This window comes from Paractinoplanes durhamensis, assembly GCF_016862175.1.
In the GTDB taxonomy this organism is placed as follows: domain Bacteria; phylum Actinomycetota; class Actinomycetes; order Mycobacteriales; family Micromonosporaceae; genus Actinoplanes; species Actinoplanes durhamensis.
Genome location: NZ_BOML01000025.1, coordinates 72099 through 88057, shown reverse-complemented (window position 1 = coordinate 88057; position 15959 = coordinate 72099). Strand labels below are relative to the sequence as shown.

General features: G+C 71.4%; 14 protein-coding genes and 1 tRNA gene. 6 read left to right on the top strand and 9 right to left on the bottom strand.

What is annotated here, in order from left to right; genetic code table 11:
* Window positions 1–11: 11 nt before the first annotated feature.
* A complete protein-coding gene (locus Adu01nite_RS15260; protein WP_203727493.1) occupies window positions 12–1520 on the top strand; it encodes a lysyl oxidase family protein in 1509 nt (502 codons plus the stop codon).
* A gap of 52 nt (window positions 1521–1572) precedes the next feature.
* On the opposite strand, the gene Adu01nite_RS15255 is transcribed toward Adu01nite_RS15260, so the two are convergent.
* On the bottom strand, window positions 1573–2250 hold the full coding sequence (locus Adu01nite_RS15255) for an endonuclease V (RefSeq protein ID WP_203727528.1): 678 nt from the start codon (window positions 2248–2250) through the stop codon (window positions 1573–1575).
* 234 nt (window positions 2251–2484) lie between these two features.
* Here Adu01nite_RS15255 and Adu01nite_RS15250 point away from each other — a divergent pair, with 234 nt between their 5' ends.
* Window positions 2485–3741, top strand: a complete 1257-nt coding sequence (locus Adu01nite_RS15250; RefSeq protein ID WP_239132427.1) for a cytochrome P450 — start codon at window positions 2485–2487, stop codon at window positions 3739–3741.
* Between the two features lie 41 nt (window positions 3742–3782).
* On the opposite strand, the gene Adu01nite_RS15245 is transcribed toward Adu01nite_RS15250, so the two are convergent.
* From Adu01nite_RS15245 to Adu01nite_RS15230, 4 genes are all read right to left on the bottom strand, one after another.
* Complete coding sequence (locus tag Adu01nite_RS15245) at window positions 3783–4841, bottom strand: glycoside hydrolase family 26 protein (protein ID WP_203727491.1); 1059 nt, start codon at window positions 4839–4841, stop codon at window positions 3783–3785.
* A 150-nt stretch (window positions 4842–4991) separates the two neighbouring features.
* Complete coding sequence (locus tag Adu01nite_RS15240; RefSeq protein ID WP_203727490.1) at window positions 4992–5318, bottom strand: effector-associated constant component EACC1; 327 nt, start codon at window positions 5316–5318, stop codon at window positions 4992–4994.
* A 66-nt stretch (window positions 5319–5384) separates the two neighbouring features.
* Window positions 5385–5705 carry an STAS domain-containing protein gene (locus Adu01nite_RS15235; protein ID WP_203727489.1) on the bottom strand — a complete coding sequence of 107 codons (321 nt, stop codon included), beginning with the start codon at window positions 5703–5705 and terminating at the stop codon, window positions 5385–5387.
* Window positions 5706–5755: 50 nt separating this feature from the next.
* A complete protein-coding gene (locus Adu01nite_RS15230; protein ID WP_203727488.1) occupies window positions 5756–7426 on the bottom strand; it encodes an FAD-dependent oxidoreductase in 1671 nt (556 codons plus the stop codon).
* A gap of 62 nt (window positions 7427–7488) precedes the next feature.
* On the opposite strand from Adu01nite_RS15230, the gene Adu01nite_RS15225 reads away from it, so the two are divergent.
* The 4 genes from Adu01nite_RS15225 (at window position 7489) to Adu01nite_RS15210 (ending at window position 12531) form a co-directional block, all read left to right on the top strand.
* Window positions 7489–7561: transfer RNA gene (locus tag Adu01nite_RS15225), tRNA-Gly, on the top strand.
* A gap of 22 nt (window positions 7562–7583) precedes the next feature.
* Window positions 7584–9107, top strand: coding sequence for an acetyl-CoA acetyltransferase (locus tag Adu01nite_RS15220; protein ID WP_203727487.1), 1524 nt, complete (start codon window positions 7584–7586; stop codon window positions 9105–9107).
* A gap of 146 nt (window positions 9108–9253) precedes the next feature.
* Window positions 9254–9727 carry a hypothetical protein gene (locus tag Adu01nite_RS15215; RefSeq protein ID WP_203727486.1) on the top strand — a complete coding sequence of 158 codons (474 nt, stop codon included), beginning with the start codon at window positions 9254–9256 and terminating at the stop codon, window positions 9725–9727.
* On the top strand, window positions 9724–12531 hold the full coding sequence (locus Adu01nite_RS15210; protein WP_203727485.1) for a M48 family metalloprotease: 2808 nt from the start codon (window positions 9724–9726) through the stop codon (window positions 12529–12531). Before Adu01nite_RS15215 ends, Adu01nite_RS15210 begins: the two co-directional genes overlap by 4 nt.
* On the opposite strand, the gene Adu01nite_RS15205 is transcribed toward Adu01nite_RS15210, so the two are convergent.
* The 4 genes from Adu01nite_RS15205 to Adu01nite_RS15190 are packed head-to-tail and all read right to left on the bottom strand — an operon-like array spanning window position 12528 to window position 15889.
* Window positions 12528–13709 carry an ABC transporter permease gene (locus Adu01nite_RS15205; RefSeq protein ID WP_203727484.1) on the bottom strand — a complete coding sequence of 394 codons (1182 nt, stop codon included), beginning with the start codon at window positions 13707–13709 and terminating at the stop codon, window positions 12528–12530. The two genes, Adu01nite_RS15210 and Adu01nite_RS15205, sit on opposite strands and share 4 nt — an antisense overlap.
* Window positions 13706–14368 (bottom strand): ABC transporter ATP-binding protein, encoded by a 663-nt coding sequence (locus Adu01nite_RS15200; RefSeq protein ID WP_203727483.1) that lies wholly within the window; start codon window positions 14366–14368, stop codon window positions 13706–13708. The genes Adu01nite_RS15205 and Adu01nite_RS15200 overlap by 4 nt, the downstream gene beginning before the upstream one ends.
* Entirely contained in the window at window positions 14365–15378 is a 1014-nt protein-coding gene (locus Adu01nite_RS15195) for an efflux RND transporter periplasmic adaptor subunit (RefSeq protein ID WP_203727482.1), read from the bottom strand. Before Adu01nite_RS15195 ends, Adu01nite_RS15200 begins: the two co-directional genes overlap by 4 nt.
* Window positions 15365–15889 carry a hypothetical protein gene (locus Adu01nite_RS15190; protein ID WP_203727481.1) on the bottom strand — a complete coding sequence of 175 codons (525 nt, stop codon included), beginning with the start codon at window positions 15887–15889 and terminating at the stop codon, window positions 15365–15367. The genes Adu01nite_RS15195 and Adu01nite_RS15190 overlap by 14 nt, the downstream gene beginning before the upstream one ends.
* Between the last annotated feature and the right edge of the window lie 70 nt (window positions 15890–15959).

Here is a 15959-nt window from a genome sequence, read left to right as displayed (position 1 = left end):
GAAGGACATCGATGAGGAAGCTTCTGACGTACGGGGCAGCCGCCGGCGTGCTGGTGCTGACCGCGGCGGGGGTGGGGGTCGCACAGGCGGCGGCGAACCCGCCGCCGATGCAGTTCGTGGCGGCCACGAACGCGGTCACCGCCGAGCGTTATGTGTGGGACGACGAGGTCTATCTGTACTTCGACCTCGGCCTGCACGTGATCGCGGGCAAGGACCCGTTCGAGATCTGGGCGAAGCGCACCGGCTACGACAAGCCGGTCGCGGCCGAGCGGGTCGTCGTGCAGAACGGCAAGAAGAAGAAGGTCGCCATGCCGGCCGGCATGGTCACCGACCTGACCGGCCTCAAGGACTTCACCAGCATCACCATCAAGGACGCGGCCGGTCAGGTGGTCACCACCTACAAGACGTCGTTCTGCGGCAACACGTGGGGTTCGGCGCGGACCCGGCCGGACGCGCCGGCCACCTCGCCCTATCCGACCCAGTGCGGCGGGGAGAACCCGTTCGCGCTCGGCGCGGTCTGGGGTGTGCAGGCGGGCTGGGACGCCTCGGTCCCGGACCAGCCGGGCGGGCAGTTCGACCTGGCGCTCGGCAGCTACACCGCCACCGCCACCGTGAACCCGGCCTACCAGCAGCTGTTCGGCATCCCCGCCGACCAGTCGACGGCCACCGTCAGCCTGACCGTGATCGACGGTGACAACGGCGGCAAGGGCCTGGCCGCGCGCAAGGCCGAGGTCGTCGCCGACGAGAACCCGCGCGCCGGTGTGCAGGTCTCCGAGTTCAACTCGGCGTACCGGGCGCCGGCCAAGCGGCCGGTGACGCTCAAGGCGAAGCCGACCGGCGGGCCGCGGCCCGACCTGCGGTCCCTGCCGGCCTGGGGGATCGACCTCTCCCGTGAGGCGGACGGCAAGTGGTACGTCAACTTCGGCGCGACGGTGTGGAACGGGGGTACGTCGCCGCTGCTCGTGGACGGTTTCCGGCGTACCGGTACCGAGCTGATGGACGCGTACCAGTACTTCTTCGACGCCAGCGGCAACCAGGTCGGCTCGACCGCCGCGGGCACCATGGAGTGGGACAACCGGGAGGGCCACAAGCACTGGCACTTCACCGACTTCGCGCAGTACAACCTGCTGGGCGCCGACCAGAAGCAGGTCGAGCGCAGCGGCAAGGAGGCGTTCTGCCTGGCCAACACCGATGCGGTCGACTACACCCTGCCGAACGCCAAGTGGCGGCCGGACAACACCGACCTCTCCACCTCCTGCGGCGCCAACACGGTGATCGCGGTGCGTGAGGTCCTCGACATCGGCAACGGCGACACCTACAGCCAGTCACGACCCGGCCAGTCGTTCGAGATCACCGATCTGCCGAACGGTACGTACTACATTCAGGTACTGGCCAACCCGGCCAACAAGCTGGCCGAGCTCAGCACCACCAACAACTCGGCACTGCGCCAGATCGTCCTGGGCGGCACGCCGGAGCAGCGCACGCTGACCGTTCCGCCGGTCAACGGCATCCCCGGCTGACCCTGCCAAACTAGACGTGGCGGCCGGCCCCCATCGCGAAGGGGGCCGGCCGTCACCCCCTTTGCCAGCTGGGGAAAGGCTCGCCGCGGAGCACCTGGCGGGAGATGATGTCGGCCTGGCGGGTCGGTTCCGGGATGCGGTAGCGGCCGCTGAGCGCGACCGCCAGCTCGGTGGCGTCGGCCAGGCTGATCCGGTGGCCGGCCGACACGAAGACCGGCTTCACCCCGGTCCGGGTGCGCACCGACCGGCCGATCACCTCGCCGCCGTCGCTCAGCGCCGACCACTCGCCGCGCGCCGGGGCCGGGTCGTCGCCGGTGCCGATGAAGCTGGTCTTGGCCACGCCGAAGGCCGGCCGATCGAGCAGGACGCCCAGGTGACACGCCAGTCCGAAGCGGCGCGGATGCGCGATGCCGTAGCCGTCGCAGACCAGCACCTCCGGCTCCGCGGTCAACCGGCCGATGGCCTCGAGCAGCAGCGGAATCTCGCGGAAGGCGAGCAGGCCCGGAACGTACGGGAAAAGGACCTTGCCCTCGGCCACCGCGACCTCGCGCACCGCCCGGGTGGTCACGTCGATCGTGACCGCCGCGGCGACCGCGCGCTCGCTGCCGATCTCGTAGGAGATGTCCAGGCCGGTTACTGTCTTTGGCGGTGCCGACGACTCGGTCGGCAGTATCAAATGCTCGTGCAGCTCCCGCTGGATGCGCTCGCCGTCCGCGGCGTCCACCGGCATCTCGAACTTCATCCCTGCCCCTTCGGCGTCGATGCATCCCACCACGGAGTGCACCCGGTCGCGTGGAAATAATGCGGCGCTGTCGGCATGCGGCCAGGTGGCAGACAGGGTGACACCGGTACGTGAGGATTTTCATGGCGGGACTGCGGTGAAAACCGAGGGACGCGTGTGATCATGCTCCGAACACGCGAGGGGTGGAGGAACGCGGTGGGCATGACGTCGATGGTGTCGGCGGTGCGGTCACAGGTCCTAGGAATGGTGGCCCGTCGCTTCACCGGTGGTAACGGGCCCTATGCGGGGCTGTCCATGCTCCCCGACAAGATCCTCTGGCCGTTGCACCGGGACGGGCTCGACCCGGTGGCCAAGATGGGGCAGCTCCGGGAGGAGAAGCCGGTCAGCCGGCTTCCGCTGCCGTTCGGGATGCGGGCCTGGCTGGTCACCGGCTACGAACCGGTGCGGGCGGTGCTGGGCAGCGTGGACACCTACAGCAACGACTTCGGCCGGTTCGCCGGGCGGATCGGGATCACCGTCGAACGGGACCCGGGCGGCCTCGGCTTCGCCGACCCGCCGGACCACACCCGGCTGCGGAAGATGCTCACCCCGGAGTTCACCATGCGGCGACTCGCGCGGCTGCAGCCGCGCATCGAGTCGATCGTGGCGGGCCGTCTCGACGCATTGGCGGCTACCGACGGTACGGCGGACCTGTGGCACGATTTCGCGCTGCCGATCCCCGCGCTCACCATCTGTGAGCTGCTCGGCGTGCCGTATGCCGACCGGGAGTACTTCCAGGAGCTCAGCACCACCCGCTTCGACCTCGGCGCGGGCGGCAATGCGGCGCTCGGCGCGATCGGCGAGTCGCTCGAATACATCGGCGGGCTGATCGAGCAGCAGCGCCGGGAACCGGGGGAGGGGCTGCTCGGCGCGCTGATCCGGGCGCACGGCGACGACATCGAGGACCGGGAGCTGGCCGGGGTCGCCGACGGGGTGCTCACCGGCGGCCTGGAGACCAGCGCCAGCATGATCGCGCTCGGTGCCCTGGTGCTGATGGCCAACCCGGTGATGGCCGAGAAGATGCGGGCCGGCGAGGACGTCGACGCGATGGTCGAGGAACTGCTGCGCTACCTGACCGTGGTGCAGGTGGCGTTCCCGCGGGTCGCGGTGCGTGACGTCCGGATCGGCGACGCCGACATCCGGGCCGGGGACGTGGTGATGTGCTCGCTCAGCGGGGCCGACCGGGACGTGCAGTTCGGGCCGGACCCGCACAGCATCGACCCGGGCCGGGCAGCGAACCGGTCACACGTCGCGTTCGGGTACGGCATCCACCGGTGCATCGGGGCCGAACTGGCCCGGATGGAGCTGCGGATCGCGTACCCCGCCCTGGTCCGTCGTTTCCCGGCGATGAAGCCGGCCGTGCCGCCGGCCGAGCTGAAGTTCCGCCGGGCCTCGATCGTTTTCGGTCTGGACGAGCTGCCGGTAGACCTGGGCCGATAATCAAAATAGCCGCCCGGCAGAATGCCGGGCGGCTATCACAACTATCGGACCTGCACGTTGAACAGCGGGTTCGCGGCCAGCTTGCGGAAGGTCGCGAGGCTACGGGCCGAGCTGTTGATGCTGATGTCACGGTCGCCGAACTGGTCACGCTTGGTGTCGAAGTACACGATCGCCTTGATCGCGGGGCGCTTCGCCAGCTCCGGCAGCACGCTGTTGAACTGCGCCGACTTGTCGAAGACGCGGTTGACGCGGTGGTAGGCGCCCCACTCGGCCATCATGATCGGCTTGCTCTTGTGGTTCTTGACGGCCCAGTCGTAGAAGCCGTCGCCGCCCGGCGCGCGCCGGTTGACCAGGTCACCGAACAGGCCGTGGTGGTAGTAGCCGGGCTCGGCGCTGACGTACGAGTCCAGGCCGATCCAGTCGGTGACGTCGTCGCCCGGGTAGAGGTCCTTCCACCAGGACTGCGCCATCCACTTCTCGTTGCCCATGTAGGCGACGACGCTGACCATGTTGGTGACGCCCTGGGCGCGCAGACGCTGGATGACGTGGCGGAACGAGGCGGCGAAGTCCTTGGCGGTCATGCCCGAGCGGGCGGCCGGACGGACGTCGTCCTCGGGCTCGTGGTTGAGGATCAGGAAGAACTTCTTGTTCGCGTAGGTCGACTTGACCCGGCTCGCGAACGCGTCGATGCGGCGGTCCAGCTTGCCGGCGGCGACGTTGTGCCAGTTCGAGCCGTACTCGACGCGCCAGTTCATCAGCAGCACCCGCGGGTTCGCCGGGTCCGACGTCATCGCGATCTCGCCGGCGGTCGGGAACTTCTCGTCACCCTTGTGGTACGTGTGGAAGATGGTGGAGGTGCGGCCACTGAGCTTCTCCCAGTTGCGCAGCTCGAGGTCCCGCGGCTTGCCGGTGAAGCCGCCGGCGGCGGCACCCCACAGCACGTTGCAGCTCGGCACCAGCTTCGCGTTGGTCACGCAGGCGGTCTTGGCGGGCGTCGTCGGGACCGAGTCGGCGGCCTGAGCGGCCCCCGCGGATCCGGCGAGCGCGGCACCGACACCGGCGATCACAGCGGCCAGCGAGTACACGGACTTGCGAAACATTCAATCTCCCCCGCGTTGTCCGGCCGCGTTCTCGGCCGGGCATGGAGAGAAGATTGCCGGGCGTACGGTGCACGACAAGTGCCCGTGCGGGTGCCGCCCGGTTGCGCGTTTTCCGGACCCCGGAGAGGTCGACCAGGGTGATCGGCGGGGTCAGGCCGGGGTTGAGAATTCCCGGACGCCGAGAACCCGGCGCAGGGCTACCTCCTGGCCGGCGGTGACCACGGCGGTCGCGCCGTAGGGCCCGGCGATGACCAGCGCGGCCCGGCAGCGGCCGAGCCAGATCGCCAGGGAATGGGCGAGGGCGGCCCAGATCGCGGCGCCCGGGCCGTCGACGCTCACCACGTACTCGGTAAGGCTGTTGACCTCGATGCTGGCGTCCCGCCCGAGCAGGTCGCGCAGATCGGGGTCGTCGAACAGCCAGTCCCAGAGGGCGACCCGATCGGCGTTGCTGCCGTCGACGCTGATGCGCGCCTCCACGCTTACTCTCCCCGCCAGTCCCGCACGCCTGCGAATACGGACGGACCGCGGCGACCGTTCAACCGATCACAAACCGAAGACGTCGCCGAGGCCGGTCACCGCGATCGCCTTGCGGACCGGCGGGGACGGCTCGGCCAACGTCATCGTCACGCCGTGCGCGGCCGCGCTGTTGCGGGCGCTGACCAGCGCGCCCAGGCCGTAGGAGTCGATGAAGTCGAGCCGGCTGACATCGATCCGGAGGAAACGGCAGCCCGGTGCGGCCGACGCGGCGGCCAGATCGTCGCGCACCTCGTCGGCGCGGTCGATGTCGAGCTCGCCGGTGAGGGCGGCGACCACCAGGCCATCGGGGTCGGCCGGCTCGTATTTCACAGTGGGGTCGTTCGACATCTATCGGACCCTACCCGCCGCGATGATCATCGGCACGGCGGCGGACCCCGTCAGGAGGACGCCGCGAGGGCCTGATGCACCGACCGGACCGCGCTCGCACCCTCGCCGACGGCGGCCGCCACCCGCTTCATCGACGCGGAACGGACGTCGCCGGCCGCGAAGACGCCCGGGACGCTCGTCTCGAACGGGAACGGCGCGCGGGTGGTGCCGGTCCAGCGCTCACCGAGCTGCACGTCGGTGGGGAGGAAGCCGTTCTCGTCGAGCGCGACGCCGGTCAGCCACTCGGTGGCCGGGGTGGCCCCGATGAAGCAGAACAGGCCGAAGCAGCCGCACGGGTCGGGCAGCCCGGCCGTGGTCAGGGTGATCTCGTCCAGCCGCTGCGTGCCGCTCAGCCCGGTCACCTCGGTCTCGGTCCGCACCGTGATGCCCGGATCGGCGAGGATGCGGTCGACCAGGTAGCTGGACATCTTCGAATAAAGATCTGCGCCGCGTACGGCGAGGGTGACGTGCGCCGCCCGCCGCGCCAGGTAGATCGCCGCCTGACCGGCCGAGTTGGCCCCGCCCACCACCGTCACCGGCAGCCCGGCCACCGCCTGCGCCTCCAGCTCGGTCGCCGCGTAGTAGATGCCGTTGCCGACGAACCCGGGCCAGCCCTCCAGCGGCAGGTTGCGGTAGGCGGCGCCGGTCGCGACCAGCACCGTCCTGGTCCGGATCGCCACGCCGTCGGCGAGGGTGATCAGGTGGCCGTCCGGGCCCGGCTCGAGCGACGCCACCCCGCACGGGCTGGCCAGGTGGGCGCCGAACTTCAGCGCCTGCACCGCCGCCCGGCCGGTCAGCGCGGCCCCGCTGAGGCCGAACGGGAAGCCCAGGTAGTTCTCGATCCGGGAGCTCGCGGCCGCCTGCCCGCCGGTGGCGACCGCGTCCAGCAGCACCGTCTCCAGGCCCTCGGACGCGCCGTAGACGGCGGCGGCCAGCCCGGCCGGCCCGGCGCCGACGATGGTGAGGTCGGCGACCCCTTTCGGGGTCCGCCGATAGGTCAGACCGAGATGCTGGCTGAGGATGCCCGGATTGACCTTCCGCAGGGTCTCGCGCGGCGTCACCACCGCCGGGAGGTCACTGGCCGTGAGGCCGGCCTCGGCCATCGCCTGCTGCCCGTCGTCGGACTCCTCCGCCAGCCACAGGTGCGGCTGCTCCTGCCGGGCCAGGAACGTCTGCAACGCCATCCCCGGGCCGGTGCCGACGTCGCCGATCACCTGCAGGTTGCGGCCGGACCGCATCTGCATCAGCAGCCGCCGGGCCAGGAAGCCGCGCAGCAGCAGGTCGCTGAGCTCGGTGTCCTGCGCCATCAGCAGCCGGAACGCGGCCTGGTCGATGCGGTGGATCACGCCCGGCGCGGTCACCCGGCCGGCCAGGAGGCGGGTCTGACCGGTGAGCAGGTTCATCTCGCCGACGAACTGGCCCGGCCCGGCCGTCAGGAACAGCTCCTCCTCGGAGGTCGACACCGGGATCCGGACAATCTCGACGGTCGCGGTGCCGACCAGGATCAGATCGCAGTCCTCGTCACCCACGTCGAACAGGACGTCGCCGGCTCGCACCTCCTGCGGGGAGCCGTAGGACGACGCCCGGGCGAACTGGGCCGGGCCGAACTCGTAGAAGGCGCTGGCGAAGAGCTCGTTCTCCTGCTCGCCGAGCTCGGGAAACGCGGAGGGGTAGGACGACACCCCGGAATGGTCGCAGAGGCCTCCCGCAGACCTCAACGGGCATCCGGTATGGTTCTCCCAACGCGGACGTAGCGCAGCTGGTAGCGCATCACCTTGCCAAGGTGAGGGTCGCGGGTTCGAATCCCGTCGTCCGCTCTTTTTCTCCCTCGATGGGGCCGTGTTGATCGACTCTCGCACTCCGGTCCTGGTCGGTGTCGGCCAATTCGCCGAACGGCTCGACGATCCCGGTTATCAGCGCCTTTCCGCAGTTCAGCTCGCGGCTGCCGCGGCGCAGGCGGCGCTGGCCGACACCGGCGCCGATCCGGTCGCGGTGGCCGCCGCCATCGACGTGGTCGCCGGGGTGCGGCAGTTCGAGATCTCGGTGCCCGGCGCCGACATCCCGCTCGGATGCTCGGACAATTTTCCCCGCTCGGTCGCCGCCCGGCTCGGTGCCAAGCCACGCCGTGCGGTCCTCGAAGTCACCGGCGGCCAGTCACCCCAGCATCTGGTGAACGAGTTCGCGGCGGCGATTGCCGCCGGCGACGCCGGCGTCGTACTCCTTGCGGGTGGCGAAGCCATTTCCACCATTGAGCGGTACGCCGGAGCCGACGACCGGCCCGATTTCACCGAGCACGCCGACGGTGACCTGGACGACCGCGGTTACGGCCTCGACGGCATGGTGTCGATGACCCTGCTCGCGCACGGGCTCGCCGACATGCCGGCCCAGTACGCCCTGCTGGAGAACGCCCGCCGGGCCCGCCTCGGCCTGTCCCGATCGGCCTACGCGGCGGCGATGGGTGCCCTCTTCGCCCCATTCAGCCGGGTGGCCGTCGGCAATCGGTTCGCGGCGGCGCCGGTGGCCCGCGACGCCGCATCGCTGGCCACGGTCAGCGAGGCGAACCGGCCGATCGCCGACCCCTACACCCGCTTCCTGGTCGCCCGGGACAAGGTCAACCAGGGCGCGGCCGTCCTGCTGATGCCGGTGTCCGAAGCCAAGCGCCTCGGCATCCCGGCCGACCGGTGGATCTTCCTGGCCGGCCACGCCGACCTGCGCGAACGCGACCTCATGCAGCGACCCGACCTCGGCTCGTCCCCGGCCGCCGCCGCGGCCGCCCGGCACGCACTGTCGATGGCCGGCGTCGAGGCCGGCGAGCTGACCACGATCGACCTGTACAGCTGCTTCCCGATCGCGGTCTTCACCGTGGCCGACGCCCTCGGCCTGGCCGCCGACGACCCGCGCGGGCTGACCGTGACCGGCGGCCTGCCGTTCTTCGGCGGACCCGGCAACAACTACTCGATGCACGCCATCGCCGCGACCGTCGAACGCCTTCGCGCCGGCGGCGGGGTCGGCTTCGTGGGCGCCAACGGCGGCTCCATGACGAAGTATTCAGCCGGCGTCTACCGGACCACGCCGTCGGAGTGGGTGCCGGACGAGAGCGCCCGCCTGCAGGCCGCGCTCGACGCGGTCCCGGTCGTCACCGAGGCCGAGGAGGCCGACGGTCCGGCGACGATCGAGACGTACACGGTGAAGCACGGCCGCGAAGGTCGCCGCCGCGGCATCGTGGTCGGCCGCCTCGACGACGGCCGGCGCTTCCTCGCCAAAGGCCTGGCCGATTACCTCGCCGACCCGGCCACCGAGCCGATCGGCACGCGGGTGCGGGTGACCCCGACCGGCCTCGCCAACGCGGTCACCCTCGAATAGCGAGCTATCTGCTGCGTTCTGTAGCGTCGATCTTGATTAGAGTCATCCGTTCGAATGAGTGGCCCGGATCAACGCAGTCCGAATGTTTACCGGACGACGCCGCCCCTGGTCCGAATCCCTATCTTGGGCGAGTGAATTCTGGCCGAGTGACCGAAGATGATCTCCTTGTCGCCGAGGTGGCCAAAGCGCTGCTGGAGCGGGCCGCCGACGCCGAACCGGCGGTGACCGCGGAGCGCCGGGCATTCGACGTGCTGAGCGAGGCTTACTTCGCCGATCCGAAACGGGCGCTCGCCGGGAATGGCAACGGCGGTGGCTATCTGAAATTCGGACTGCCCGGGATCGAGGAATTGCTCACCCCGGTCTTTCTGGCGGCCGGTGCCGAGGTGGTGAAATACCTGTCCGGCCGGGTGGAGGGGTTCTCCCGCAAGACCGTGCGGCGGATCCTGTCGCGGCCGGCGCCGCGCGAGGTCCCGCAGCTCACCGTCGAGCAGTGGGCCTACGTCCGGACCGTGGTGGAGAACTCGCTGATGCAGCACACCAAGATGTCGCCGCAACGCGCCGAGACGATCGCGTCGGCCGTGGTCGGCGACGGCATCGCAGGGCCGGACCGGGCGGCGTGAGCGCGGCCGCCGGGGATCCGCGGCGGCTGCGGACCCACACCGACATCCGGTTCATCATCCTCGTCGCGGCGGTGCTCGCCACCGGCGTCTTCGCGTTCACCGCGCTGGCGGTGGCCTCGCCGGCAATCACGCGGATCAACGCAGATTCCGTGCAGCCGTGCATGGACTCCCTCGACGAGCGGACCTCGACCGTCCCGGACTCCGGCGACCGGCTCAGCGCCCAGATCTGGCTGGCCAACTCGTGCATGCGGCCGTTCATCCGGGCTGAGGTGAAGGTGGTCGCGGCCGGCCTGCTCACGGTGTTCCTACTGGCCACCGCGCTCTATCTGCTGCATCCCTGGTGGCTGGTGCGCCGCCGCCGGATGAAGCGGCTCGACCCGGGCATGGCCGACGTGGTGGCCGAGCTCGACGGGCTCGCCCGGGCGGCCGGGCTCGCCCGGCCTCCCGAGTGGTTTGTCGCGCCCTATGCCGCCGCGCACGGCGGGCAGGCCTTCGGCCTTCCTTGGCGGTACCGGGTCTGCCTCGACGTCGGCCTGCTCGTCCGGTACGACCTCGACCGCGACGGCTTCCGGTCGGTGGTCCGGCACGAGCTCGCGCACCTGACCAACCGGGACGTCGGGCGGACCTACCTGACCATGGCCCTGTGGTGGTCCTTCGTGGTGGTCGCCCTGGTGCCGTTCGTGGCGATCACCCTGCACCCGGATCTCCTGGTGGATCCGCGGAAACTGGGATCGGTCCTCTCCGGATCGCCGTTGTCCCTGGCCTACCGGATGGTCGCGCTGCTGACCCTGGCGTCCGCCGGGTACCTCGTGCGGAACTCGATCCTGCGGGCCAGGGAGACCTGCGCCGACACGGCCGTCGCCCGGGTGCCTGACGCCGCCCCGGCACTGAGCCGGGCGCTGTCGGTGCTGCCTTGGCCGCCTCGCTACCGGCGGTGGCAGATCCCGGAGCGGCTGGCCCGGCTCGGGCCGCACCCGGCACCCGCCGACCGGGTCGTCGCGGTGACGGCCCCGGACCGCGCGACCGGCAGCACCTGGTGGGAGTTGGCCGGGCTCGCCTTCATGGTCGGCCTGGCGCTCAACAACGTGACCCTGCTCCTCGGCAACCTCCTGGAGAACTACGTCTCGGTCGGCCTGCTGTTCTTTGCGATGCCGTTCGGGGTGCTGGTGATCGGCCTGCTGGCCGGCGCACTGAACCGGCCCGATCTCGGCACGCAGTCCGCCCTGCTGACCTTCCCGGCCGGCCTGGCCGGCGGCTTCGCCGCGGGTTACCTGCTGAACCTGATGGTGTCCTACAGCGACTCGGCGAACCCGTTCGACGACGGGCTCGCGCCGGTCGTACTGAGCCTGATCGTGCTGGTCGCCGTCACCGCGCTGATCGCGGCCTGGCTGCGCTCGGTGCGGCGGCGGGTGCCGCACCGGATCGTGACCGTGGCCGCCGTGCTGGCCGGCGGACCGCTGATCGCGGTCTGGTTCACCCAGACCTACGGCCAGAGCAACTTCGCCGGCCTCGACTTGACCATCCTGCCGGCCACCGGCCTCACCCTCGACTGGTACCGCGAGCTCGCCCGATGGCTCAACGCCTTCGCCCTCTACCTACCGGGCGTGAAGCTCGCCGCCACCCCTATCCTCGCGGTCGCGATCGTTCTGCTGTGGGCGGTGCCGGTCCTGCTCTGCAGCCGGTGGCGGTACGGCGGGTCCGGCCCGCGGATCCCGGTGCGCCCGGCGGTCCGGGCCGGCCTCGGGGCGGGCGCGGCCGCCCTGGTCGTGGCGGTGGCGCTGCCCTACCTGGCCCGCGCGGTAGTGCCGGCCGACGTGCGGCGCACCGTCGAAGGGAGTTCCGCCTTCTCCTTCGCCGTCGAGTACGGCCTGGCCTACATCGCCGTGGTGGCCCTGCTCGCCGCGGCCGCGGCCGGGATCGTGGCCGCCACCAGCGCCCGCCTGCGACCGGTGCTTGTGCCGCTCACGGTCACCGTCACCAGCGTCATCGGCGCGGCCGGCTGCAGCCTGACCAGGACGATGGCCCGGTGTCTCGCGCTGGACGACACCTACCTGCCGTCGTGCGTGCCGGAGGTGCCCGGGCCGGACTCGCTGACCGTCTTCTCCTTCCACATGATCCTGGTTTGGGGTGCGGCGGCCGCGATTCCAGCCGCCCTCGCCGGCGCCGGGGCGGGCACGCTGGTGCGTAGGCGCCGGGGAAGGCCCGCGTTCGCGCGGCGCCTGTTCCGGCAGCCGGCACGGTGGGAGGCGGCGATCGGGCTCGGCCTGGTCGCCGCGCTGCTCCCGGCCGCCGCCGCCTTCGCCATGCCCTACGACATCCGCTCGTGGAAACCCCAGCCGATGCCGTTCATCCCGGCTCAGACCCCGGTCTCGGCCGACCGGTGCCTGATCGGACAGTGGCGGGTGGAGCTGCTGCGGGCAACGCGGACGGTCGATGGCAAGCGCCTGGCGTTCACCGGCCGCGGCCAGCTGCAGACCTTCCGGGTGGACGGCTCGGTCGTCCTTGACGAGGGCCGTGGCACCACCGAGGTCGCGGCCGGCGGCGGGCACCGGTACGTCATCACCCAGACCGGAAGCATGACCGCGTCGTACCGCGCGAACGGCACCACCATCGCCTACTCCGGGGCGAAGATACAGCGGGCCGGGACCACCACGCTGACCGTCGACGGCACCGAGCAGTCGCATCAGCCGGTCGTCGCCGGCACGACAAACGACCGGTACACCTGCGCAGGCGATCGGCTCCGCGAAACACCCGCCGACCCCACCCGCGACTACGAGATCCAGCTGGTCCGGGTCACCGGCTAAGTGGTGGCCAGGGCTTCGGTCGGGGTCAGGCGGGCGGCGCGGATCGCCGGGTAGAGGCCGGCCAGAACACCGGCGCCCAGCGCACCCGCGACGCCGGCCGCGACCGTGCCGGCCGGGATCACCAGCGGCCACTGCTGCCAGGTCACATACGCGGCGGTGGCCACGATGCCGGCCGTCGCGCCGGCCGCGCCGCCCAGCGCGGACAGCAGCATCGACTCGGTCAGGAACTGGGCCCGGATGTGGGCGCGGTGCGCGCCCAGGGCCCGCCGCAGGCCGATCTCGCGGCGCCGCTCCAGCACCGAGATGACCATCGTGTTGGCCACCCCGATCGCGCCGACCAGCAGCGACACCGCGGCCAGGCCGAGGAACAGCGCCCCGAACGTGCGGTCGCCCTCCCGCTTGGCGGCGAGCGCGTCGGACGGCCGGCTCACCTGCACGAGGTCCGGCAGTTCCGGGTAGACGGTGGCGGGCAGGACGGCGCGCACATCGTCGATGGCGTTCTCGCGGGAGCGTACGTAAAGAACTGTGGGGTGGCCGTTGAAACCCAGCGTGGATTGGGCGGCCTCCCAGCCGACCAGCACCGCGTGGTCCAACTCGGGGGTGAGGGGAGCGGGCGCCATGATCCCGCCGATGCTGAACCAGTGGTTGTCGATCGACACCCGGGCCGGGGCCGACCCGGGCGGCGGCAGGCTGCCGTAGCCGAGGCGCGCGGCCGCCTCGTACCCCAGAATCGCCACCGGGAAGCGGGACGTGATCGCGGTGAGGAAGGAACCGGTCTGCATGGTTGCTCCAGCGGCGGTGAGGAGGCCGGGCCGGGTGGCGAGCACGCTCAGCCCGGAGCCGTCGTTCGGGTCGATCAGGTCGGAGCGGCGCACCACCGCGTGGGTGTTCGCGACCGCGCCGACCGCGGTCACCGGGCCGATCCGGGCCACCATCGCCACCGATTCGCTCGGCAGGACGGTCTGCTGCTCGCCTGCGCTGACCGGTTGCACGCGCAGCAGGTTGGTGCCGAGGGCGGCGAGCCGGTCGGCCAGGGCCTGCCGGCCGGCCGCCGGGATGCCGGTGACCACCACCATGGTGGCCACCCCGATCGCGATGCCGAGTGCGGACAGTGCGGCCCGGGCCCGGCGGCCGCGCACCCCGAGCAGGCCGAGCCGCAGGACGTCGCCGGGGCTCACGGGACGATCCGCCCGTCGCGCAGGGTGATCCGGCGGGGGAGCCGCTCAGCGATGTCCCGGTCGTGGGTGATGACCGCGATGGTGGTGCCGTCGGTGCGGTTCAGGTCCTCCAGGAGGTCCAGCACCGCGCTGCCGTTCGCGGTGTCCAGGGCGCCGGTCGGTTCGTCCGCGAGGACCAGGGCAGGCCGGTGCACGAGGGCGCGGGCGATCGCGACCCGCTGTTTCTCGCCGCCGGACAGCTGCTGCGGCCGGTGGTCGAGGCGGTGGCCGAGGCCGACCCGGTCGAGCGCGGCCACCGCCATCGGGCGCCGGCGCCGGCGCGGGACGCCGGTGTAGAGCAGGGCGGTGGCCACGTTGTCGGCCGCGGTCAGGGCGTCGAGCAGGTGGAACTGCTGGAAGACGAAGCCGATCCGGGTGCCGCGCAGGGTGGCCAGGCGTTTGTCGCGCAGCGTGCCGGCGTCGACGCCGTCGAGGCGGACCGTTCCGGTGGTCGGCCGGTCCAGGGTGCCCATGATGTTGAGCAGGGTGGACTTGCCGGAGCCGGAGCGCCCGACGATGCCGAGCAGGTCACCCTCGGCCACCACCAGGGACACGTCGTCCAGGGCGGTGACTCCACCCGGGTACGCCTTCGTCACGTTCTCCAGGGCCAGGACGCTCACGGGGTGGTCACCACTTCCAGGCCCTCGGTGAGTGCGTCGCCGCTGACCTCGACCAGGCCGTCGGCGAACATCCCGGTCTTGGCCGGGACGAGGGTGCCGTCGCGCTTCTGCACGGCGTACCCACCCTCGCGCAGCGCGACCAGCGCCCCCACCGGGACGGTCAGCACCTGCTTGCGCACCTGGTCGGCGAAGCGCACCCGGACCGCCGCCGCGTCGAGTTTCGCCACGTCGGCGGGCTTGCCCAGCTTGATCGTCACGCTGAGCTTCGGGGTTTCGCCGGGCTGGGTCTCGCCGGCGACCGTGCTGATCGTGCTCACCACGCCCGGCGTCGTAGTGCCGTTCGGCAGCTCGACGCTGACCGCGGCGCCGGGCCGGACGGTGTCGGTCGGCTCCACCGGCACGGTGACCACCTTCGCGGTGCCGGTGACGGTGAACAGGTCGCCGGCGGCCGGGTCACCCGAGTGGGCGGTGAGGGCGGAAACCCGCCCGGGCCCGTCGAGGACGACGGCCCGGGCCGGGGAGATCGGCACGTCCGGCTGCCATTGGTGTACGGCGTCGAGGAGCCCCGCATCGAGCACGTCGTTATCCCGTACGCGATGGGACGCGTACCCCAGCATCGCGAGATTCTCCCGCAGCTCGGCCACGTCCCGGCCGGTCAGGCCGGTCTTGTCGAGCGCCCGGAACAGGGGCGTGTCGCCGAACAGGACGAGCACCGGCTGGTCGTCCACCCGGAACAGCGGCTTCCCGCGACGCACCGTCGCCCCCACCGTGGGCAGCTGCGTGACGATGCCCGGCCCGCTGCCACGCACCGTCACGCCCGTGCCGTAGCCGAGTGTGCCCGGCATCATCCGGCTGTTCGCCAGATCGGCCCGCGTCACGGTCGCGACCGCCAGCGACGGTGCCGCCGCCTCGGCCGGGGTCGCCGGCGCCCGCCCGGTGAACACCCGCGTCGCCGCCAAGCCGCCCGCGGTGACCAGCAGCACCGCGAGGCCGACCCTAATTGCCCGCACCGAACGCCTCCTGGATGCAGTCCTTCTCGATCTGGTCCTCGTTCGGCGGGTGCGCCGGGTGGTCACTGTCGTAGGTCCACGAACCGGGCTCGGTCACGTGCACCTGGAAGCCGTGTTTGCGCAGGCAGCGCACGTGGTCCTGCCACTGCTCGGCGAACTTCGGGTTGGTCTGTTCGTCCAGCTCCTTCGGCTGCAGCGGCAGCTTGTTCGCGCAGGCCAGATAGGCCGACTTCGGTTCGCCGCTGTCGTCGATCCGGCGCCCGCCCTTCCCGTCGGTCAGCAGCACCTTCACGCCGTGCCCGACCAGGCAGTCGGTGTACGCGGTGGCCAGCCGGGCCTTCTCCGCATCACTGGTGTCGAGCCGTAGTTGCGGCCGGGTCTCGGCCGCTGCCTGGGTCGATTTGTCCGGTGCGGCGCTGTGGATGGCCGCGACCTGCGGCTCCGGTTCGGCTTCGGCCGCACATCCGCCGAGGGCCACCACGCAGGCCACGGCGAGAACGAGTTTTCGCATGGCCGAGACCCTGCCCGGCACTTTTATGGAACCTGTCAGGATTCCGTGAGCCGTCGATGATCACGCCTAC